This window comes from Methylomonas sp. PHL2-19 (genome assembly GCF_059331595.1).
The window spans coordinates 1,331,118-1,352,068 of record NZ_CP196839.1 but is presented as its reverse complement, the minus strand read 5'-3'; the positions used below and the strand labels follow the sequence as shown (position 1 = coordinate 1,352,068).

The window sequence follows — 20,951 nt, the reverse complement described above, 5'->3', positions numbered from 1 at the left end:
TACAGCACCCAAAAAATCAGCGATGCAGTAACACCCAGGGACCGATACGGGTTTCTTGCAACGCCAGCGCTTTACGCACCGAGGACAGTGCCTCATCTGGCGCATCCAGAGAAAACACCCCGGTTACCCGCAGATTTTTAAGTGCGGCATCCGCCAGAAATATCCGTCCCAATCGATAGCGCTCCAACTCGCTGATCAAGTCGGCTAAAGGTCTATCGTTGATCACTAGGCGATGCTGCCGCCAAGCGGACTGTTCCGCGCCCACGGCGCGCGGATGCGGCAGCGGCAGTCCGGGTTGATAGACCAAGCCCTGCCCCTGGGCGACGGTAACGTCACTGTCCTGACCCGCCGTACTGACCGCTACGGCATGCTCCTGGACGCTCACCTCGGTAGGCCCGGTCGCGGTTTTATACACCTCAAACACCGTGCCCAAGGCGCGGACCGTCAAATCGTCGGCCACTACGTCGAAAGGCCGCCTGCTATCCTTTGCCACCGTAAATTGCACCTGGCCGTGGTGCAAGACGATACGTCTGGCCGCGGCGGTGAACGCTACCGAAACCGCGCTATTGGTGTTCAGCAGCAAACGGCTGCCGTCGCTGAGTTGAATCTCGCGAATTTCACCGGTTTGCGTGCGGTAGTCGCTGAAATAATCGCTAAATAAGCGCGCTTGTTGCGGCATGATCAGACTAATCGCCAACAGCCACATCGCCGCGACGGCCAGCCCGGCCGCAAACCAGGGCCGGCGCGGCCTGGCCAACGGCCGGCGGCTGGCTGGTTTATCGGCCTGGCTCTTGAATACCGTTCGCCCTGAGCCTGTCGGAGGGGGCATCTGCCTGAACGTCGAAGAGCTCGGCTGACACGGAATCCTTCTGATAGATAGGGCCGGGTCAATAATCTGGTCAGCGGCAGCATTTTTTTCCGCAGCGTGTCGAGACGCGGGTTGCAGCGATTCGCTCGCACTGGACAAACTGCCTGCCAGCACCATATCGCTGAACAAAGCCTCAGCCTCGGTAAATGCCTGAGCATGCAAGGGGTCGCGGCTCAACCAATCGGCGAAGGCTTCGAGTTCCGCATCGCTCAATCTGTCGTCGCGCAGACAAATCAACCAGGCGATGGCCTGATCTTGCAGACTGGTGTGAGCGGATTTATCGGACGGCGCTGGCATGCAATCTCCCATTATGCAAGGCTGTTATTGATAAAGACGTGCGAGGCGCGAAAGCGATCATACCAAGTAAGGCAAGCGGCGGCAGTCAACGGCATCGGGATGAAGTGGGTTGCGGAAAAATAATGCGGGGTTGCTGTTTAATCGGCCAGTTGCCGGGCGCAATGCGCCATGGCTTGGGCCAGCAGCTTATTGACCTGGGACTTGGAAATCCCCAAACGTTCGGCGATTTGGGTATAGGTCAGGCCATCGACCCCATGCAGTAAAAACACAGTGCGGCAGGCTTGCGGCAACTCGCCCAGCGCATGCTGCAACGCGGCCAGACGTTGTTGACCTATCAACACCTGTTCCGGCGGCGCGGCGTTACCCGGAAGGGTATCAACCAGCGCATCAATATCTTCGTCGGCACCGTAACGGTCCCTGACCATGGTTTTGCGCTGATGATCGATGGTCAGATTGATCGCAATCCGAAACGCCATGGCCCGCGCATTATCCGGCGGCGTTTTCTCGGCGATTTGCCGTAAGCCCAGATAGGTGTCATGGGTTAATTCGGCGGCAATGTCCGGGCATTTCAAGCGCCCGGTTAAAAAGCGCAATAACTCATCGGCCAAGGACTCGGTCCAGAACGCGGAAATATCGGTCAATGGCTGTGCACTCATGCGTATCGGAAATATCCAAAGCTTCAATCAAAAACAGCAGCCGGCCGGCACCCCACCAAAACCTTATCGCATAGCTGCGTCAGAGCGTTTGCAATTATCGAACCAAAGGCGAATATTGCCGGCAAGCCTCGCCCGGCGTCCTGCCCTGCTTTGCTCCATAGTGGCAGGCCGCCCGCGAATGCGGCAAATAACCTGCGGCATAACCGGCAGATAACATAGTTTTATCGAGAATCGCCGCCAGACTCAGCGACTTTGATTTTTAGCGCGCGCCAAGACTGTATAATCCCGGCAATCCCACATATTTATTCACTCAGCTTAACCATCCCCCAGTCATGCGCACCACCCACCTGTTGTTCTGCCTCATGTTCATCCTTGCCGTTCACGGCGCTATCGCCTGGAGCCTGAATCGTCCCCAGGACGCCGGTGTCGATGTACCTTCGGGTAAATTGCGCAGTTTGTCGTTTGCTCCTTATCGAGAGGGGTTTAGCCCAATTGAAGAAAAGTTTCCGTTGCCCGAGCATATCGACGCCGACCTGGGCTTGATTGCCGATAAAACCCATACCATCCGTACCTATTCCATCCTCGGCGGCATGCAGCCGACGCCCGAATTTGCCCGTAAACACGGGGTGGAAATGATTCAAGGCGGCTGGCTGGGCGATGGACATGCCAGCAATAAAAAGGAAATCACCGCGCTAATCGCAGCGGTGAACGCCCATCCGGACGTAATCAAACGAGTGCTGGTCGGTAACGAAGTGCTGCTGCGTAAAGACATGGATGTAGACACGCTGATCGGCTATATCCGCCAGGTTAAACAGGCGGTGAAACAGCCGGTGTCGTATGCCGATGTCTGGTCTATCTACTTGAAATATCCGCAGCTGATGCAGGAAGTCGACTTTATTACCGTACACATTCTGCCCTATTGGGAAGACGAGCCGGTGGCGATTGAGGAGGCGGCCGGACATGTGGAGAAAATCGTCCAACAAATCGAAGCCAAAGCCCACAGCATGGGCCTGAACAAGCCGATTCTAATCGGCGAATCCGGCTGGCCGGCCGCCGGCCGCCAGCGCGGCCAAGCCGTGCCCAGCGTGGTCAACGAAACCCGCTTCATCCGCAGCCTGATCGAGGTCGTCAACCGGCACGGTTTGGACTACAACATCGTCGAAGCATTTAACCAACCCTGGAAAAGCCATAACGAAGGCGTGGTCGGCGCCAACTGGGGCTTGCTGACTATCGACCGCGAACCAGTGTTTCCGCTGACCGGCCCGGTTTACGAAAATCCGGACTGGCTAGGGCATTTTGCCTGGGCGACGGGTTTGTGGCTGGTAATGGTTGCGGCCTACTTTAAAAAATTGGCCCATTTGCCTTGGCCGCGCCAGATTGTGTTTTTGACGCTGACCCAAGTATTTAGCGTTTGTCTGGTCACGCTGGCAAGTTTTGCGTGGTTTACCAGCTATAGCCTCTGGCAACAGGCTTACACCCTCTTGATTATCGCCGCCAACGGCGTGTTGAGCGCTTTGCTGCTGCAACGCAGTTATGCGATTTTAGCCGAGCAATCCGTAGCGCCGACCCTGGCCCATCGTTTGAGAAATACCTATCTATTTTTCGGGATTTTAGCGCTGTACAAAACTTACAGCCTGGCGTTCAACGGTCGGTATCTAAGCTTTCCCGTCGAACAATTCGCGATTCCGGCCCTCGGCGTCTGCGGTTTGATCGTGTGCCTATGCCTGGCCCAGCGGCGCTTTTACCGGCAGATGCTGCGCTTTGACAGCCTATCCGGCGGGGATTCGCAAACGCCACGCGACCGCTTGCTGGCCTATTTTTTAAGCGCCGGCACCTTGGCGGTAGTGATCGGCGAGACCCACGAGTTTATGGCGGCCTACGATTTCATCCAAGCGCATCCCGGCTTTAGTGAAGGTTTGCCGGTCGCGCTGGGGTATACGTTTTACAATCAGCAGCTCGTCGCGTGGTTGCTGTGTATACTGGTATTGTCGATCCCGTTCTGGCCTCTCCGCTCAGGCAAAGCCAAGATTTAACCTGCAAGACCAAGTGGCTCAAGCGGCTGGTATCGGCATCTAACGGGCTGCGCTTGCCATCAACGCTGATTTTTCGATAATCAACACCAGGACCCTCATATGTGGCTGCGCACGAGTTGCGAAATAACCTTCGATGTCAGCATCGACACCCCTTTTATCTTGATGCTGCGGCCGCGTAGCGGCGCAAATCAATGGGTGGCGCGGGAGTCGTATACCTTGACACCGACGGTGCCGGTCTTCGAGTTTACCGACTACTACGGGAATCTCTGCCAGCGCCTGATTGCCCCACCCGGCGAGTTTGCCGTGCGCACCAGCGCCGATATTCACACCCATGAGCATATCGACGTCTGCCCCGGCGCACCGTTTACCGAAGTGCAACATTTGCCAGATAGTGTGCTGACCTATTTGACGCCCACCCGCTATTGCGAATCCGACCGGTTTATCGAATTGGCCCAGGACATCGTCGCTGATGCCATCCCCGGCTATGACCAAGTCGCCACCGTGCACCGCTGGCTGCGCGAGAATATCCGCTTCAATCCGGATTCGCCGCATTTCCAGCTCTCGGCGGTTGAAACCAATCTGGCCGGCGAAGGCGTCTGCCGCGAACTGGCGCATTTGGGCATCGCCCTGTGCCGGGCGTTATGCATTCCGGCGCGAATGGTGGTCGGTTATTTATACGGTTTGCAGCCCATGGATTTTCACGCCTGGTTCGAGGCTTATGTGGATGGGCGCTGGTACACCTTCGATCCCACCCAAGCCGAGCCTTGCGGCGGCCGGGTCATCGTCGCTTACGGCCACGATGCGGCGGATGTGGCAATCTTTACCCAATTCGGCCCGGCGCTATATCCAACGCATATGGCCGCCAATGTTGAACGCCTTCTCGGCCCGCCCGAATAAGCGCGGTCTGAGTTTAGCAACATCACGTAACAAGCAAAGACCCGGATTACCGGTATAATGCTGCTTCCGCTGTAATCAATGCTTTATCTATGAGTAATCTTGTCCTGGTCGCCTGCGCCTTGCTGCTGGTATGTCTCAACGGCTTCTTTGTCGCAGTCGAGTTCAGTTTAGTTAAATTGCGGCAAACCCGGATTAAAGCCATTGAACAAACCGAAGGTTGGCGAGGCAGGATACTTGCCAAAGTACACAGACAGCTCGATGCCTACTTATCCGCTTGCCAGCTCGGCATTACCCTCGCCTCCCTGGGTTTGGGCTGGATCGGCGAACCGGCTTTCGCCGACCTGTTAGTCCCGCTGTTTGCCAAAGCCGACATCACCTCTCCGGAAATCATCCACAATATCTCGTTTGGCTTTGCGTTTTGCACCATCTCCTTTCTGCATATCGTGGTGGGCGAACAAGCGCCCAAATCGCTGGCGATCCGCAATCCGGAAGGCATAGGTTTATGGAGCGCCGGACCGCTGTATGCGATGTATTGGTTGATGTATCCGGCGATTTGGTTGTTGAACGGCAGCGCCAATCTGGTGTTGCGCATAGCCGGCTTGAGCAACAGCCACAATCAAGACAGCCACTATTCCAACGACGAATTGAAACTGATTTTGCGCTCCAGCCGGGCCGGTGAAAACCTGACCAGCGACGAATGCAATGTGCTGGCCAAGGCTCTGGATTTCGGCAAGCTGGAAGTGTCGGATTTAATGCGGCCTATCCACGAAATCACCGCGCTGTATCAAGGGCAATCTCAGCAAGAAATGTTGGATACGGTTTACAACAGTTGCTTCAGCCGCTACCCGTATTTCGATGGCAACGGCATCGACGTCTTGGGCGTGATTCATTTGAAGGACTTATTTTTGGCGCAACAACACGGCCAGCAAATCGACGATTTGGAACCCTATTTACGGCCGATTCAACACATCTCCGCGCATATGCCGGCGCTGGAATTATTCCGCCGCTTTACCCAAGGCTCACCGCACTTTGCCGTCATCGGTCAGAAAGGCCACAAGCCACACGGCTTTATCACCTTGGACAATTTGCTGTCGGCCATGGTCGGTGAAATTCGCGACGAATTTCGGAAAACCGAAAGCGACTGGACCCGTCAGGACGACGGCAGTTTGCTGGGCAAAGGCAGCTTGCCGATTTTCTCCCTGGAACGGATTCTGGGCATCGACGTGGAAAACGAAGAACTGGATCTGGATGATGTCGATTCGGTGGGCGGCATGATTCTGGCGCAATTGCGCGACATCCCCGAAGCCGGCGAGCGCATCGCCTTTAACGACTTTGAAATCGTCGTCAAGGAAATGAACGGCCCGCGCATCGAGTGGGTACAGGTTTATCCGAAGCAATAATGTAAAAAGATCACAGTGTAGCTAGCGACTCAGCCACCCCTTGTAGCCGCGATTAGCGAAGCGTAATCGCGGGAATGATCAGTTGTAGTTGTATTGCTACCTCTCAATTTGATTCTAATAGGAGCTTAGCTGTTGCTCTCACAGCCCATCCACCACGATAGCCCGTTCCCGTTTTTTTACGACAATTCCGCATTTTCTAGGGAGCAGTGCGCGGCGCTTGAGCGTTTATTTTTGCTGGATGCCGAGTGGCAGCATCGGGATGGGGCGTTTTACCGGTGCTCGCTTAGAGACGTTACCGAGCACATTCCAGCGGCATTTCAAACCGAAGTACTCATTAGAATGCGCGAGATTACCGGATTGCCGCTGACGAATCGTCTGTTAGTCACGGCGCAACGCATGCTGCCTGGACAAGTGATTGGCAGACACAGCGACCGGCCGCTGGTGGGTTATGAGATTGCCCGGCTGGTTGTGCAACTGAATAAGCAATGGCAACCCGAGCATGGCGGGGTGCTGGAGTTATTCGCATCACCGGAGAGTGACGCGGTTTTTCGTGTCAATCCGGAATACAACAAAGCCTTTGGCTTTTTGCTGCATGCCGATTCATACCATGGCGTTACGGAGGCTATTCAGCCACGGCAAAGCCTGGTTTTCAATTTCTGGCATGCGGCAAATACTCCAGAGCTTGCCGCGCACGTGCAAACCTTGTTTGCCGACATGCATTTTTCCGAGCTGCCGGCGACACTCAATGCGGTGGCCTCGGCGGCGGAATCGCATCTGCCCGAGGAGACGACCTTTCATGCCGGCCTGGCGGCGCTGGCGTTGCATCGCTGGGGCTACGATGCGGCTAGCATTATCACCGGCTACCAACACAGCGCCGGCCTTACCGCCTGCGACAGCAACAATCGAGAAACCTATGCCGCCGTGTTGCTAGCGGATTGGGTGGCGTGTTTGTATCGGGACTCATTTGATTTGGCCCGTTGGAATATGTTGCGCTGCCAACTTGCAGGCATCGAAATATTTACACGCCTGAAACCGACATGGCAGCTTTGTCTGCCGGCGTAGCGCAAGCAAACGGAAGCGGACTGACTTTACACAACCAGTGCGTCAACCAGCGAAAACTCAATCGCTACCCAGCTTCTTGACGATTTGCGGCTTAAAACAAAGATGGAGCAGTAGCAGATTTTGACAGCGGTTTATCAACCAAAAGCCGGTCAGCAATGTGCTTAACGCCACTTCGGGCAAGTAACCCGTGTTATACGGAGCGGGTAGCCAGGCTTCGGCCAAGCCCACCCCGATCAGCATAAAAATCAACGGCACCAGATAGAGTAACAGCGACGTGAGCAGCAGTTGACCATCGTCTATCGCCACCATCACATGGTCGCCAGCTTGCAGGTTTATGTCGCAATCGACTGGAAATTCGCGCTTGGGGAGCACTTTCGCCAGTGTCGCCGTGCCGCAGGATTGTTGTTGCAAACAGCCGCTACAGGCATTGCTTTGCAGACTTTTGATCCAGGTACGGCCATCGCTAACGCGGGTAACGACGGCCGCTTCTTCGATCATAGCTAGCCTATCAAGCCCAGGCGGAGGAAATTGAATCCAGCCAAGCGCTGAGCCGGCCTTCGCTCAGTTCTTTCTGGTTGTCTTCGTCCAAGGCCAAACCGACAAATTGGTCGCCCAGCAAGGCTTTGGATTTTTTAAAAGTGTAACCTTCGCTGCTGGTCATTCCGACGATAGTGGCACCGGCGTCGGCAAAGGCGTCATATAAAAAACCCAAGGCATCGACGAAATTGCCGGGATAACCTTCCTGGTCGCCCAAACCGTAGATCGCCACGGTTTTGCCGGAGAAATCGGCGCCCGCCAACGTGGGCAGAAATTCTTCCCAGCTCTCGTTATCGTGTCCGGCGCTCATGCCAGGCAGTTCGCCCTCGCCGTAAGTCGGCGAACCGACGATCAAGACGTCGTAGGCCAACAAATCGTCCACGGAGGCTTTATTGATATTGACCGGCTTGTCGGCCGCATCGCCCAATTTCGTCGCAATGGTCTTGGCTACTTTGCGTGTGTTGCCGGTATCGGTACCGAAAAAAATGCCTACTTTTGCCATAGTGTTGTCTCCTTGTTAACTAGATCAGATTTGAATTTGCAGTAAGCCCGGATTTGCCGCCGGTTGCTGAGCGGCCCAAGCTTCAGGCGTATGTGTCTTTAGCGTGACGGCATGCAAACGGCCGGAAGCCAGCGGCGCACTCAATGTAGCCATGACGCCTTGATGTTGTTTGATCATGGGTTGATCGGCGAACAATTCGCTGACCACGGTGATGTTCAAATCGCAACCGGCGCCTTCGATGCCGATGGTCGCCCCCGGATAGGCCGCCAGAATCAAGGCTTCCACTTCGGAATGGGTAATGGTTTGACTGACATCCGCACTCTCGGCGGGCTGAACGGTCGCTTGCAACAGCGGCAACAAAGTCCCCTCCTTGTACATGGCCTCGACAATGTCGGCGCCACCGATCAGTTCACCTTTGATGAACACTTGCGGGAAAGTGGGCCATTTGGAAATGGACGGCAGCTTTTCGCGGATGAACGGCGATTGCAAGACGTTGACATAAGCGTAAGGGATCTTGGTTTCGTTCAAGATGCCGACAGTCTTCGCGGAAAACCCGCATTCCGGAGCGCTAGGCACGCCTTTCATGTAAATAATCACCGGATTTTCGGCAAGTTGTTGCAAGATTTTTTCTTTAACGCTCATAGTAGGTTTCTCGATTAACTAAAACTTTTCAATGCAACGACCGGGCTTCAGCTTGTGCAGCCCGGCCGCCAAATTCACTCTCCGCCCGACAAGCGTTTCAAACCGTCACCGTCTGTGGGTTTGTCACGCGGCACCACTTCAATTTCCGCTTCGCCGCGTATCACCTCGGCATTCACAATGCAGCGCTCGACGTCAGGCCTGGAAGGTAAATCGAACATGGTGCGGCGCAAAACGTGCTCCATGATGCCGCGCAAACCGCGGGCGCCGGTGTTGCGGGCGATGGCTTTTTCGGCGATTTCCACCAAGGCATCCTGGGTGAATTCCAGCTCCACATCATCGAAGGCAAACAGATGTTGGTATTGTTTAACCAAAGCGTTCTTCGGTTCGGTCAAGACTTGGATCAAGGCATCCACATCCAAGGGCTCTAACGGCGCCAACACGGGGAAGCGGCCGATAAATTCCGGGATCAAGCCGAAGCGTTTCAAATCGTCCGGCTGTGTGGCATTCAACATCGCTTCCAGCGTCGGTTTGTCGTCCGGGTTGCTGACTTCGGCATGAAAACCGATAGCGGTTTTCGGCGGCAGCAAGCGTTTTTCCACGTGTTTTTCCAGACCCGGAAATGCGCCGCCGGCTATGAACAGAATATTGCTGGTATCCACCATGACCGAATCATTACCGCTGTGATCCTTGCGCCGGCCCTTGGAAGGAACCTTGACATGCGAGCCCTCGACCAGCCGCAACAAGGCTTGCTGCACGCCTTCGCCGGACACATCGCGGGTACCGAACGCCTGTTCCGGGCTGCGGGCAATCTTGTCCACTTCGTCGATATACACCATACCCCATTCGGCTTTGCTGATCTGGCCGTCGGCCACATCCAGCAAGCGCACCAGGATATTTTCCACGTCGTCGCCAACATAACCGGCCTGGGTCAACGTGGTGGCATCAGCGACCGCAAACGGCACACCGACGATTTTCGCCAGCGTGCTAGCCAGCAAGGTTTTGCCGGTACCGGAAGGGCCTATCATCAGAATATTGGATTTACCGATTTCCACGCTGTCATCGGACTCGCCCAAACCGCCGACTTTACGACTGACGTTTTTCAAGCGCTTGTAGTGGTTGTATACCGCGACCGACAGAATTTCCTTAGCCAAATCCTGGCCGATCACATACTGATCGAGCATGGCTTTCATCTCGGCGGGCTTGGGCAAGGGGCCTTGCATATCGGCTAATTCTTTCTTCTTGCCCCAGCTGGATACCACCTGGCTGGCCAACATCACGCAGGCTTCGCAGATGTAGCCTTCCGTGCCGGCAATCATCGGCACGGCCGCCGACGCTTCGATACCGCAAAACGAACAATGTTTGGGTTCTTTTAACATGTTAGGCACTCCTGTTAACTGCGGGCAGACTGGCCAGCCACGTGCGCTGGCAATTTCTGCGGTAACGATCCTGCATGATCTGCTGAATCTTCGGTGTCGCTTTTTTCAGCGACATGGTTTCGGCCGGGATGATTTTCAGGCATTGAATCACATGAAAACCCATCTCGGTTTCCACCACATCACTGATGGCGTCTTCTTTCAAATTAAACAATACCGCATCCAGTTCCGGAAACAAGGTGCCTTTGGCCACTGTGCCCACTTCGCCGCCCTGCACTGCCGTCGGACATTCCGAATGCTTCAACGCCAAATCGGCAAATTTATGCGGCTTGCGTTTCAAGGTGCCGAGAATCTCGTTAATCCGCCGCCACGCCGCCTCGCGGGTATTGTCCGGATAATCCGGATTGATACTGATCAAGATATGTCTGGCCTGGCGCGTCTCGGGTTTATGAAACTTTTCCGGGTGCGAGTGGTAGAAAATGCCGATTTCCACCTCGTTAACCTTGGGTGCGCGGGCGGCCACTCTATCCATCACCGCATCGACTTTGCACTGCCGATACAGAGCCGCTTTCAGCATATCGACATCCAGGCTGTTGGCGTTCAATGCCGCTAAAAAGGCGTCTTCATCTTCAAAGCGGCCCCGCACTTCCTTAAAGGCTCTATCCAATTCGGTGTCGGAAATCACCACACCGGTGGCTTCCGCCGAGTTCAATACCCGTCCTTCGATTTCATATTCGTTTTTGGCTTGCACTTCCACCTGGCGCAGTTGCAGTTGCTCCAATTCGGCCGGCGCTTTCTGGAACAGGCTCAAGGCGGCGCGCAACAGGGTGTAAGGCTCTATCGACGTCTGGCTCATCATTATGCCTCCGGTTCTTTGAAGGTGGCCGGATCCGCCGGCTCCAATACACTTTCCGGCACCTGCATGGTTTTACCCGGAAAACGCACGTGGTAGAGCAAGGGATCGCTGTCGCGCAACACTTTCAGGATTTCGCCTTGGGTGCCGGCGGGGTAATTACCGTCCTGGGTGGGGATGTCTATCGTACACACCACCTGGTCGCGAAACTCGAAGCGGCTTGGATTCCAGGGTGCATCGGCCGGGATCAATTCTTCGGCCCGGCAGCCTACCATGCGTCCCGCATCCAAAAAATGCACGGTGTAAATCACTTGGTCTTGCAGAAAGGTGCCGACTTCGATGACATTGCCGACACTGCCCCGGCGCAGTAAAAAGTCACCGACATCCATACCCGGATAGGTGCCATCGTTGCGAACGTTGCGCGTCAGCCTGACCCGTTCGCCGAATTCGAAGCGCTCTTCGTCGTAACGTTCGTCTATCATGTTTTAATATCCGCTAGGGAAACAAACACGGTTTGCGGTTCCATCATCTTAAAGACCTTAAATACTTTTTCGGTCTGTGCGTCGGAGTCCACGAAGTCGCCATAAGCACGCTGCAACAGCTTTTTGTAGACTTCCCGTTGCGCATCTTCGTCTTCCGGCATGTTATCGCCGGCTTGGCTCAGATAATTGTGGAAGCGCTGCAGGATATGCAGCCGGTTGACGTGGACGACGGTGGTATCGTATTCCAGCTCGAAATAGCGCAGAAAGTCTTCCGCAGCTTCCAGCTCTTCCATATCTTCTTCTAAACTCATCGTCATTACCTCATCATCAGGTGATCGAGATTGGCAGGTTGTTCTCCCAATGCGTACACCACTAATAAAACCACCAGCATCACAGCTGTTTGGGCCAAAAATGGATCGGATTTTTGTTTTTTCATCATGGCGATCACCTTTAGGTTAATAGCGCGGAACAACAAACATCACTTATCGCGGGCATCCAATTGTTGGGCGATGCCTACCCGAAAGCTTGCGGCATGCGAAAAATCCCTTCCGCCGCCTCTTGCCGACGCACAACCAGCTCCAAAAGCCCCTGCGCGCCTATCCTGTCTTTGTCATCCAAGGACACCAACTTTTCGAAAATCGCCTTGCTCAGTTCCAGATTTTCCAAGCGCATATTCAAGAAGCCGATGGATTTCAACGTAAACAGATATAGCCTGATCCGAGTCAGCAAGTCCTTTGGCGCCTCGCTGATATGCGTTCTTTCCAGCTGCCGCCAATCTTCCGGAAAATCGATGCCGGGCCGGATCAAGTTCAAGGCCCGCTCGGAGATCAATAAGGCCTCCGGTAAACGATGCTGGTAGTAATAAAACCGATTCAAAGACACCAGCACATTCAAGGATTCCGGTGCCCGCAAATACGCCTGTAATAACGGCAGCTCCGCTTCACCGGTGGCGTACAGTTCGGAAGCGTATTGGATCAAGTCCTCCACTTCCTGGCTGTCGGCTTTCTCGTAGTACAAGTCCTTGGCGTCGAATTGCAACAGATCCATTTCCATCACTTGCCACCTGCTGCTTGCTTCAGTACCACCACGTCTTCGCCGTGGCAGACACCTTCCGCTTCGCAGCTGCCGCAAGTTTCTTCCGCGACTACAAAGCGTTTTTGATTGCTTTCTAACTCGTCCAGACGTTCCACCAAACAACTCAAGGCTTTGCCCACCGGGTCCGGAACCAAATGGTGGTCCAGATCGATACCGCGTGGATCCTGAATTTTTATGCCTTTCTGCTGGATAATCCGGCCGGGAATACCGATGACGGTGCAGCAAGGTGGCACGTCTTTGATCACCACCGAGTTGGCACCGACGCGCACGTTATCGCCCAGATTGATCGCGCCGAGGATCTTGGCACCCGCACCGATCAACACGTTATTGCCTAGCGTCGGATGGCGTTTTTCCTTGTTCCAGGTAGTGCCACCCAACGTCACACCGTGATACATCGTCACGTCGTTGCCGATCTCAGCGGTTTCGCCGATCACTACGCCGGCGCCGTGATCGATAAAAAAGCGTTTGCCAATGGTGGCACCGGGGTGAATATCGACGTTGGTCAGCCAGCGGGCAAAAGCCGCCAACAAGCGCGCCGTCAATTTCCAATCGGCGTGCCACAAGCGATGGGTGACTCGGTGCAGCAACACCGCATGCACGCCGGGGTAAGCCAACAATACTTCCGGTAAGCCGCGTGCTGCCGGATCCCGGGCAAACACGCAAGCCACATCGTCGCGCCAGTCTTGCCAGAGTCCTGATGCAACGCTGGGACGCGACGGCGACAAAAACATCATTTTGCCAAGCTCCAGGTGGTTTTGCCGGGCATCGGCACGCCAGGCACCCGGAAGAACGAACCGGGGTAACGGTCATCAGGCAGTTCGTGCTGCGCCGCAGTTTGCTGTGGTACGTCGACTTTGGCGGTGCTGGGCACGGCTGGTTTTTGACGATTGCTACTCATCTGACACCTCGCTATAGGCTGTGTAAAAATTGATTCAAATCGGTCGATTGCGGTGCGCGTTTATGCAAACTGACAAACTCGCGAATCAGCGGCAGCAGGCGGCCGGCCTGCCAGCGGTTAATTTGGATACCCAATTGCTTGTAGGCATGCATCACGCCTTGACTGCCGGAATGTTTGCCCAATACCAGTTGGTGGCTGCGCCCGACCAAGGCAGGGTCGACGCCTTGATAATTGTTGGGATCTTTCAGCAAACCGTCGACGTGGATACCGGCTTCGTGGCTAAACACATCGCGGCCTATCAAGCTTTTGCGGCTGCCTATCGTGTCGCCAGAAGCGGTCGCCACTTGACGGGACAAAGCGGGGAAGTTGCGCAAGTCCACTCCGGTTTCGAATCCGTACAACTGCTTCAACCCCACCACCACTTCTTCCAAAGCGGCATTGCCGGCCCGTTCGCCCAAACCGTTGACGGTGGTATTGACGTGAGTCGCGCCGGCATATGCGGCGGCCAGAGTATTGGCGGTGGCCAAGCCCAGATCGTCGTGGGCGTGCATTTCGATGTCCATGTCGGTGACGGCGCGCAGCTTGCGAATTGCTTCAAATACGCCGAACGGTTCCATGATGCCGACCGTATCGGCAAAGCGAACTCTTATCGCGCCGGCGCTTTGCGCAGCCTCGGCCATTTGCGCCAGAAAGTCGCTGTCGGCGCGAGACGCATCTTCGGCCCCCACGCAAACCCGCATGCCGGCATCGACCGCGGTTTTCACACAGCGCTCAATGGTAGCCAACACCCAAGCCCGGCTTTGTTTCAGTTTATGTTGGATATGTTGATCGGAGGCGGAAATCGATAAATCCACGGTACCGACGCCCAAGCCCAGGCAGTGTTGCAAATCTTCTTCACGCATCCTGGACCATACCAATAAATTGCTAGGCAATTTCAATTGAGCAATGGCTTTGATTTCGTCGCGTTCCTGTACACCCATGGCCGGGATACCAATCTCCAACTCCGGCACACCCAGCGCGGACAACTGCTTGGCAATCGCCAACTTTTCCTCCAACGAGAACACCACGCCGGCCGACTGCTCGCCGTCGCGGAGCGTGGTGTCGTCGATAATGATGTCGGAGTTGCTGTTCATGGCTAAACCTTGAGTCGCAAAGTTAAAGATTTGAAAACCAGAGCGTGAATAACGCCTTCGATAGGACTAATGCAAAAGACTTGCCAACTGAAAAAGCTTGAAGAATCATGGATTGAGCGAAGGTATTGGCAGGATGGCGACAAGACAAGCTCGGGAGTGCAAGACGAATTGTCGCAAACACGACAATTTATCATCGTGACTGCAAACTAGGCTGTGAGCGTCAAAAAAATCGGCACCGCCGGCAAACTGTTAGCAGTTGCCGAGAATGTCCCGCCTGAGTTAGGCTGATAGGGTCTCAACTCGGTTGCGTCGATTGAGACCGCTCCCGATGTCTCGATCCGCACTATTCCGCCGGCATCCGGATCTTGCCGCCGCATGCTGACAATAGGCGCTTCGGCAATACTGTTGTTTATATAGAACGCTTTCATCTCACCAATTGACAGATCACTACTGGAGACAAACATGACAAAAAAGCCTTATTCAATTGCACTATTTTTCGCGTCGCTCCTAGCAAGCAGCCAAGTGGGTGCGACACCTTTTTCAAATTTATTCGTATTTGGCGACAGCCTCTCCGATAGCGGAGCCAGCACCTCCTCGGTACTAAGCGCCTATAACCTGGGCGGACAATGCGATTCCGACCATCCCTGCCCACCTTACTACCAAGGCCGCATCAGCAACGGCCCGACAGCCGCGGAATATATAGCCAACTCCGTGCTTTCCGGGGGAGCTAATGCCGGCAATTTTTTTAATTTCGCGGTAGCCGGTTCGACGACGGGAATAGGCAATGAAGGCGATGGCGGCAGCCAAACCAGCCAAGGCGCATTACTTGCCCCAGGTATGGCGCAACAATTCGGTTTGTTTTCAGCGCAATTCACTGCGGCGGTAACCCCGGATTCACTGTTTTTTGTCTGGGGTGGGGCCAACGACTTTTTGACGGGTAACTCCGCGACGTCAGCAGCAACAAATATTGCCAACTATGTCGGCGCGCTAATCGGCTTTGGCGCACAACATATCGTGGTGCCGAACTTGCCAGACTTGAGCATCACCCCATTCGCGCAATCTCTGCCGGCAAACGTGATAGTGGCGGCACAGGATTATTCATTGACATTCAACCAGGAACTAACCAACCGACTCGACGCACTGTCCTTGTTGTCGCCCAATACTCAAATAGTGGAATTCGATGCGTATAACTTTTTTACCGCTGTAGTCCAAAATCCAACGGCTTACGGCTTTACCAATAGCACGGAAGCCTGCGTCAGCTTACCGGACGTTTGTTCCGACCCGGCCAGCCGGGTATTTTGGGACGATTTCCATCCCACTACGCAAGTGCATGCGCTTTTTGCCGGCGCCGTAGTCAGCCAAGTGCCGCTGCCTGGTTCCATCGTATTCTTGGTTAGTGGGCTGATGGGGTTGCTTTTCGCCAAACGCCGTCCGGCTTAAGTCATTGCTCGGTGAAAGCGGCGAGTGCCTCGGCTGTTTTCACCTGCTTTGCCGCTGTTGGATTCGGGCCGGTATCACCCGGTTGCTTGTGCGGTGTTCGACTTGATTGACAGCGCAGCGCGCTATGCGCGCTTACAAATCAACTCTTATTACGAAGCCTATCTGGTTTCGGAAATTGGCGAGATCGCCTTTGACGTAGCCGCACCGGCGGCCGTACCGATTCCGGCAGGTATTTGGTTGTTTGTTTCCGGATTTGCCGGCTGGGTTGGCAGCAGTAAAAAGGCTGGCCTGGCTGCTGCGGTTGCGCGAAACATCCTCTAACAGACTAAGGTATATCGAATTTGATGTCTGCGCTTGCGCACTACCGATGTCGGCATTTTTTACATCACTCAACGTTTTAAATGGCATTATCCTAATACCGCTCAATACCTGCTAACTCAACCTATTGAAGTTATTGGCAAAAACAAACAACATATAAAATGGAACGTATTTTGCTTTTAATCTCGAAATCAGGAACAGCGCCTACTGTTCTTGAGTTTCTGTCAATTGATAGGCGTATTTTTACGCCGTTTGAAGGGGTCGCCGATGTTATCCAAAAAGCTTTATCCGTTAATACTGATTACCGCCGCATTCAACGCACAAGCCGCGACGATTAACTTCGATGCGCTACAGCCGTTTAATAATTACGACCCGGTTCCGGCAGGTTACGGTTCTACCGCCGACGTGGCGGTATCGTATTCCAGTCTAAACCTTAATGGCACAACGGCTTATAACGATGTTCTATTGTGGAATGCCGGTTATGCCACTTTAAACTCAGCGGCGTTTGCTCATACATCGGGTCTGCTTTTGAGCATTACGCTGACGGCAATCAATCCAAATCAGGGCGTCACCTTGGAAAGCTTCGACGTTGCTGCGTATCCAGGGCCGGGAAATTTCACTCGCAATGCGAGCGACTTGAGAGTGGTTGATGGTACCAACCCTACCAACATTTTTGTCGATTATGCACCTTATGCAGTACCCGGCGACGCACCTCATACTTTCACTCCTGGCGTTACTGCTCATTCGATCAGAATTATCCTGGGCACCGATTGGGACAACGGTATTAACAATATCAACTTCAATGTCGCCGCTGTGCCTGTACCCGGTGCGGTATGGCTTTTCGGCAGTGCGTTGGTTGGTTTGGGCCTTAACCGAAAAACCAGAAAGGTTTGAGCGAACTGCTCTGCCAAAATACAGAAAAGGCGGTTGAACAACCGCCTTTTTTGGTTCTGTGATAGAGACTTAAGCCGACATTGGTGCCCTCCAATGCAATAAACGGCTCAGAACTATCTCAATTTGCTGGAGGTTAAACAGGTCTTCGCTACCGATTTAATCCATGTTGCTGGCTTACAGCGTTCAGCCTTCCGCCTCACAAACTGCTTTAAACTCTGCTATGCCGGCAGTCAAACGCGAGCGCAGAAAATTCAGTTGTCTTTGCAGTTCATCCTCAGCATCGCCAACATTCTTGAAAACCTGGACGACTTTTTGATCGTTCAGCAAACTCGAATAGTGGACATCAACGAACTCTAGCACCTCGGCGTTAAATTCGGTGATGGAACTCAATGCGGCTTCCATCTTGGACAATACCGCGCGTAAATCAGCAAGCGTTTCAGCCATAACAATCCTCAGTGAAAATTTTTGGTGTCAACACCGGTTTATGCGGCGTTGACTCAAAACCAAACTGGCCGGATTGCGCCTGGCGTGATTGATCACCAGAGCAAACCCGACCAATCAATACACTCAATCAAGCATAAGTGGGTTGGAAAGCCTGTTCCGGATCGGCAACCGGTTCGTTGTTGATGCTGTCCCAATACGGCGATAGTTTCCGCAAGGTAGCGACGATACTGGGCATCACTTTCAGCACTTCGTCGACTTCGCTCATGGTGTTGTAGCGCGAGAACGAAAAGCGGATGGTACCGTGCGCGGCGGTGTAAGGAATGTCCATGGCCCGCATCACGTGCGACGGCTCCAAGGAACCCGATGTACAAGCCGAACCACTGGAAGCCGCGATACCGGCTTTATTCAACAGCATCAAAATCGCTTCGCCCTCGATATACTCGAACGCAATGTCTGTGGTATTGGGCAAGCGGTTGTTTAAATCACCGGTGATAAAGCAGTGCGGCACGGCGGCAATGATGCCTTGCTCCAGGCGGTCGCGCATCGCTTTGACCTGCACGTTTTCGTATTCCATGTGCTCCATCGCCAGTTCGCAGGCTTTACCCAAGCCGACAATCGACGCGGTGTTTTCAGTACCGGCTCGGCGGCCGCGCTCTTGATGTCCACCGCGCAAAAGCGGGCGAAAGCGTGTGCCACGCTTTAAGTACAACACCCCAATACCTTTCGGTGCGTGCAATTTGTGCCCGGAAATCGACAACATATCGATCTTGGTGTCTTGCAGCATCATCGGAATCTTGCCGACCGCCTGCACGGCGTCGGTATGAAACATCACGCCGGCCGCATTGGCCATTTCGGCCATTTCCACCACCGGAAAGATGGTGCCGGTTTCGTTGTTCGCCCACATCACCGAGACAATTGCTACTTCATCGGATAACAGATTTTTGTAGGCTTCCAGATTCAAGCGGCCGCATTTATCCACTGGCATGCGGTGGATGGTGTAGCCCTCTTTTTCCAGGTTTTCGCACAAAGCCAAAATCGCCGGATGCTCCACCGAGGTGGTGATGATTTCCTTGCGATTGGGCTGAGCCTTGATCGCCGACAAAATCGCCGTGGAATCGGATTCCGTGCCGCAGGAGGTGAAAATAATCTCGGAGTCGTGCTCGGCACCAATCAACTCTTGCACTTGCGAGCGCGCCTTCTTGATGGCCTTGGCCACGCCGTCGGCGAAACGATGGATAGACGATGGATTACCAAAGAACTCGGTAAAATACGGGATCATCACATCGACCACCGCGCTGTCCACCTTGGTGGTCGCGTTGTTATCCAGATAAATATCAGGCATGACTGGCCTCCTCTATCGTGACCAGTTTCGGCATTTGCGAGGCCGGCACGACTTTAATGAACTCGCCCATCACTTCCATCAAGCGTTGCTGAATGCCGGCAATAGTCATCGCCGACATTTGGCAGCCGTTGCAAGCGCCGGTCATATTCACGTAAGCAGTTTTATCGACCACTTCTACCAACTCGACGTCACCGCCGTCGGCCATCAATTGCGGCCGGAAGGACATGATCACTTCTTCAATTTTCTTGATGCGTTGCAGGTTGGTCAGCGGACCTTTGGCAACCACAGGCTCGGGTTTGGCAACCGGTGCCGCATTCGGATCGAAGGTTTCGCCACGCTCTTTCAGGACTTTTTCCAAGATGGCTTCGATGTCTTCGTGGCAAGCCGCGCAACCGCCACCGGCTTTGGTGTAGTTGGTCACGTCTTCAACGGTGCGCAGCTTGTTAGCCCACACCATCTCTTCAATCATCACCGCATCGATGGCAAAGCATTTGCAAACCAACGCGCCTTCTTCGTGGTCGTCTTTCCATTCTTCACCGCGATAGTTAGCCACCGCCGCTTGCAAGGCTTCCCGGCCCATGACCGAGCAGTGCATTTTTTCCGGCGGTAGGCCGTCCAATTCGGCGGCGATGTCCTGGTTAGTGACTTTCAACGCTTCGTCTAAAGTCAGGCCTTTAATGATTTCGGTCAGCACTGAAGAAGACGCAATCGCCGAGCCGCAACCAAAAGTTTGAAAGCCTGCATCTTCGATCACTTCGGTGTCGTCGTTGACTTTTAAAGTCAGCCGCAAAGCGTCGCCGCAGCTGATGGAACCCACTTCGCCAATCGCGTTGGCACCCGCCACCGCGCCGGCATTTTTAGGGTTAAAGAAGTGATCTTTTACTTTATCTGAATAATCCCACATAGCTATTTCCTCGAATGCTTAAGAACAGGTTTTTGGTGTGCCGCCGCTTTCGCCGGTGGTAAATGATGATCCGCAGGCACAGCTTTTCACCGCGTTGGGATTGGTAAATTTGAAGCCGGAACCTTCCAGGCTGTCGACGAAATCGATGGACATGCCATTCAGGCTGGGCAAGCTTAGCGGGTCCACAAATACTTTGACTGCGCCGCAGTCGATGACGGTATCGTCCGCATTTTCTTTTGCTTCCAGTTTCATGCCATAAGACAAACCGGAACAACCGCCATCGGTCACTTCGATGCGCAGCCCACCGGTCGGCTTGTCGGAACTGCTGATAAAACGACCCACGGCTTGGATGGCGCTTTCGGTTAATGTAATCATCTTTAAGTCTCCTGAACGGTTTGGCATTGATCTTGTAAACAGTTAAAGCAACCTGCATGCCATACGCGAAAATTTCAGCTAAGACGCTGAAATTACTCAGCCAAAGGCAGCAGGCCAACCTTAATCGGCACGCCGTTTCACAACAAACCCGAGGTTTTTGTCGGCTTTACTACAAAACTCTCACAGGAGCACAGCATGAACGTAGAAGATTTGGATTTGGGCGACGTGGTATATGCCGCGCATACGATTATTGACGATGGCAGTATGCCGGACAGCGAAGAAGGCGAAGTGCTGGCGCAAGAAGGCGCCCGCGGCGTGATCGTGATGAAAGGCCATGTTGAAGAAGATCCTGGACTCACCGTGTTTTTAGTCCGCTTCGAAGACCAGGACCTAAATCTGGGCCGGCCGATTGGGTGCTGGACCGAGGACTTGGTCGTTCCGGAAAAAGAGTTGCTTACCCATTAACCGCATTTCGCCCTTATAAAATCGCCCGACAACCTATTCGC

General features: G+C 54.0%; 27 protein-coding genes. 8 read left to right on the top strand and 19 right to left on the bottom strand.

Going from position 1 to position 20,951, the window contains the following annotated elements:
* Positions 1–16 precede the first annotated feature (16 nt).
* Together ACR02O_RS06495 and ACR02O_RS06490 are read right to left on the bottom strand one after the other, a co-directional pair.
* Complete coding sequence (locus tag ACR02O_RS06495) at positions 17–1,165, bottom strand: FecR family protein (protein WP_494523027.1); 1,149 nt, start codon at positions 1,163–1,165, stop codon at positions 17–19.
* A 137-nt stretch (positions 1,166–1,302) separates the two neighbouring features.
* Positions 1,303–1,821, bottom strand: coding sequence for a sigma-70 family RNA polymerase sigma factor (locus tag ACR02O_RS06490; RefSeq protein ID WP_494523026.1), 519 nt, complete (start codon positions 1,819–1,821; stop codon positions 1,303–1,305).
* 332 nt (positions 1,822–2,153) lie between these two features.
* On the opposite strand from ACR02O_RS06490, the gene ACR02O_RS06485 reads away from it, so the two are divergent.
* From ACR02O_RS06485 to ACR02O_RS06470, 4 genes are all read left to right on the top strand, one after another.
* Positions 2,154–3,854, top strand: coding sequence for a glycoside hydrolase family 17 protein (locus ACR02O_RS06485; RefSeq protein WP_494523025.1), 1,701 nt, complete (start codon positions 2,154–2,156; stop codon positions 3,852–3,854).
* 99 nt (positions 3,855–3,953) lie between these two features.
* Complete coding sequence (locus ACR02O_RS06480; RefSeq protein WP_494523024.1) at positions 3,954–4,751, top strand: transglutaminase domain-containing protein; 798 nt, start codon at positions 3,954–3,956, stop codon at positions 4,749–4,751.
* 89 nt (positions 4,752–4,840) lie between these two features.
* On the top strand, positions 4,841–6,151 hold the full coding sequence (locus tag ACR02O_RS06475; RefSeq protein ID WP_494523023.1) for a hemolysin family protein: 1,311 nt from the start codon (positions 4,841–4,843) through the stop codon (positions 6,149–6,151).
* A gap of 132 nt (positions 6,152–6,283) precedes the next feature.
* Positions 6,284–7,213 carry a 2OG-Fe(II) oxygenase gene (locus ACR02O_RS06470; protein ID WP_494523022.1) on the top strand — a complete coding sequence of 310 codons (930 nt, stop codon included), beginning with the start codon at positions 6,284–6,286 and terminating at the stop codon, positions 7,211–7,213.
* Between the two features lie 57 nt (positions 7,214–7,270).
* Here the strand turns inward: ACR02O_RS06470 and ACR02O_RS06465 are convergent, their stop codons facing one another.
* From ACR02O_RS06465 to ACR02O_RS06405, 13 genes are all read right to left on the bottom strand, one after another.
* Positions 7,271–7,711, bottom strand: coding sequence for a SoxR reducing system RseC family protein (locus ACR02O_RS06465; protein ID WP_101054168.1), 441 nt, complete (start codon positions 7,709–7,711; stop codon positions 7,271–7,273).
* Between the two features lie 10 nt (positions 7,712–7,721).
* Entirely contained in the window at positions 7,722–8,252 is a 531-nt protein-coding gene (locus tag ACR02O_RS06460) for a flavodoxin (protein WP_020483339.1), read from the bottom strand.
* A 24-nt stretch (positions 8,253–8,276) separates the two neighbouring features.
* Positions 8,277–8,894, bottom strand: coding sequence for a Grx4 family monothiol glutaredoxin (gene grxD, locus ACR02O_RS06455; RefSeq protein WP_494523021.1), 618 nt, complete (start codon positions 8,892–8,894; stop codon positions 8,277–8,279).
* 74 nt (positions 8,895–8,968) lie between these two features.
* Complete coding sequence (clpX, locus tag ACR02O_RS06450; RefSeq protein ID WP_494523020.1) at positions 8,969–10,270, bottom strand: ATP-dependent Clp protease ATP-binding subunit ClpX; 1,302 nt, start codon at positions 10,268–10,270, stop codon at positions 8,969–8,971.
* A 1-nt stretch (position 10,271) separates the two neighbouring features.
* A complete protein-coding gene (nifM, locus tag ACR02O_RS06445; protein WP_101054174.1) occupies positions 10,272–11,126 on the bottom strand; it encodes a nitrogen fixation protein NifM in 855 nt (284 codons plus the stop codon).
* Positions 11,126–11,602, bottom strand: a complete 477-nt coding sequence (locus ACR02O_RS06440) for a nitrogen fixation protein NifZ (RefSeq protein WP_033159092.1) — start codon at positions 11,600–11,602, stop codon at positions 11,126–11,128. Before ACR02O_RS06440 ends, nifM begins: the two co-directional genes overlap by 1 nt.
* Complete coding sequence (gene nifW, locus ACR02O_RS06435; RefSeq protein ID WP_494523019.1) at positions 11,599–11,913, bottom strand: nitrogenase-stabilizing/protective protein NifW; 315 nt, start codon at positions 11,911–11,913, stop codon at positions 11,599–11,601. Before nifW ends, ACR02O_RS06440 begins: the two co-directional genes overlap by 4 nt.
* Positions 11,914–11,918: 5 nt before the next feature.
* A complete protein-coding gene (locus ACR02O_RS06430) occupies positions 11,919–12,041 on the bottom strand; it encodes a hypothetical protein (protein ID WP_256438917.1) in 123 nt (40 codons plus the stop codon).
* 74 nt (positions 12,042–12,115) lie between these two features.
* Positions 12,116–12,655 (bottom strand): hypothetical protein, encoded by a 540-nt coding sequence (locus ACR02O_RS06425; protein ID WP_084153507.1) that lies wholly within the window; start codon positions 12,653–12,655, stop codon positions 12,116–12,118.
* Positions 12,655–13,431, bottom strand: coding sequence for a serine O-acetyltransferase (cysE, locus tag ACR02O_RS06420; RefSeq protein WP_033159093.1), 777 nt, complete (start codon positions 13,429–13,431; stop codon positions 12,655–12,657). The genes ACR02O_RS06425 and cysE overlap by 1 nt, the downstream gene beginning before the upstream one ends.
* Entirely contained in the window at positions 13,428–13,595 is a 168-nt protein-coding gene (locus tag ACR02O_RS06415; RefSeq protein WP_165385990.1) for a hypothetical protein, read from the bottom strand. The genes cysE and ACR02O_RS06415 overlap by 4 nt, the downstream gene beginning before the upstream one ends.
* A gap of 11 nt (positions 13,596–13,606) precedes the next feature.
* A complete protein-coding gene (nifV, locus tag ACR02O_RS06410) occupies positions 13,607–14,728 on the bottom strand; it encodes a homocitrate synthase (RefSeq protein WP_101054177.1) in 1,122 nt (373 codons plus the stop codon).
* A 206-nt stretch (positions 14,729–14,934) separates the two neighbouring features.
* The gene (locus ACR02O_RS06405) at positions 14,935–15,156 is read right to left on the bottom strand and encodes a hypothetical protein (RefSeq protein ID WP_133120715.1); all 222 of its coding nucleotides are present in this window, start codon (positions 15,154–15,156) and stop codon (positions 14,935–14,937) included.
* Between the two features lie 34 nt (positions 15,157–15,190).
* Here ACR02O_RS06405 and ACR02O_RS06400 point away from each other — a divergent pair, with 34 nt between their 5' ends.
* The 3 genes from ACR02O_RS06400 to ACR02O_RS06390 all read left to right on the top strand — a co-directional run bounded on the left by ACR02O_RS06400 (position 15,191) and on the right by ACR02O_RS06390 (position 17,380).
* Positions 15,191–16,168 (top strand): SGNH/GDSL hydrolase family protein, encoded by a 978-nt coding sequence (locus tag ACR02O_RS06400; protein ID WP_101054184.1) that lies wholly within the window; start codon positions 15,191–15,193, stop codon positions 16,166–16,168.
* Positions 16,169–16,192: 24 nt separating this feature from the next.
* On the top strand, positions 16,193–16,489 hold the full coding sequence (locus ACR02O_RS06395) for a hypothetical protein (RefSeq protein WP_133120716.1): 297 nt from the start codon (positions 16,193–16,195) through the stop codon (positions 16,487–16,489).
* 264 nt (positions 16,490–16,753) lie between these two features.
* The gene (locus ACR02O_RS06390) at positions 16,754–17,380 is read left to right on the top strand and encodes a PEP-CTERM sorting domain-containing protein (protein WP_101054189.1); all 627 of its coding nucleotides are present in this window, start codon (positions 16,754–16,756) and stop codon (positions 17,378–17,380) included.
* A gap of 183 nt (positions 17,381–17,563) precedes the next feature.
* On the opposite strand, the gene ACR02O_RS06385 is transcribed toward ACR02O_RS06390, so the two are convergent.
* The 4 genes from ACR02O_RS06385 to ACR02O_RS06370 all read right to left on the bottom strand — a co-directional run bounded on the left by ACR02O_RS06385 (position 17,564) and on the right by ACR02O_RS06370 (position 20,445).
* Positions 17,564–17,824: a hypothetical protein gene (locus tag ACR02O_RS06385; RefSeq protein ID WP_033159171.1), complete on the bottom strand. Its 261-nt coding sequence runs from the start codon at positions 17,822–17,824 to the stop codon at positions 17,564–17,566.
* A gap of 127 nt (positions 17,825–17,951) precedes the next feature.
* A complete protein-coding gene (nifS, locus tag ACR02O_RS06380) occupies positions 17,952–19,166 on the bottom strand; it encodes a cysteine desulfurase NifS (RefSeq protein WP_494523018.1) in 1,215 nt (404 codons plus the stop codon).
* Positions 19,159–20,070, bottom strand: a complete 912-nt coding sequence (gene nifU, locus ACR02O_RS06375; RefSeq protein WP_020483356.1) for a Fe-S cluster assembly protein NifU — start codon at positions 20,068–20,070, stop codon at positions 19,159–19,161. The genes nifS and nifU overlap by 8 nt, the downstream gene beginning before the upstream one ends.
* An 18-nt stretch (positions 20,071–20,088) precedes the next feature.
* Positions 20,089–20,445: a HesB/IscA family protein gene (locus tag ACR02O_RS06370; protein ID WP_033159169.1), complete on the bottom strand. Its 357-nt coding sequence runs from the start codon at positions 20,443–20,445 to the stop codon at positions 20,089–20,091.
* A gap of 195 nt (positions 20,446–20,640) precedes the next feature.
* Here ACR02O_RS06370 and ACR02O_RS06365 point away from each other — a divergent pair, with 195 nt between their 5' ends.
* Positions 20,641–20,910 (top strand): nitrogen fixation protein NifZ, encoded by a 270-nt coding sequence (locus ACR02O_RS06365; RefSeq protein ID WP_319961898.1) that lies wholly within the window; start codon positions 20,641–20,643, stop codon positions 20,908–20,910.
* Positions 20,911–20,951 lie beyond the last annotated feature (41 nt).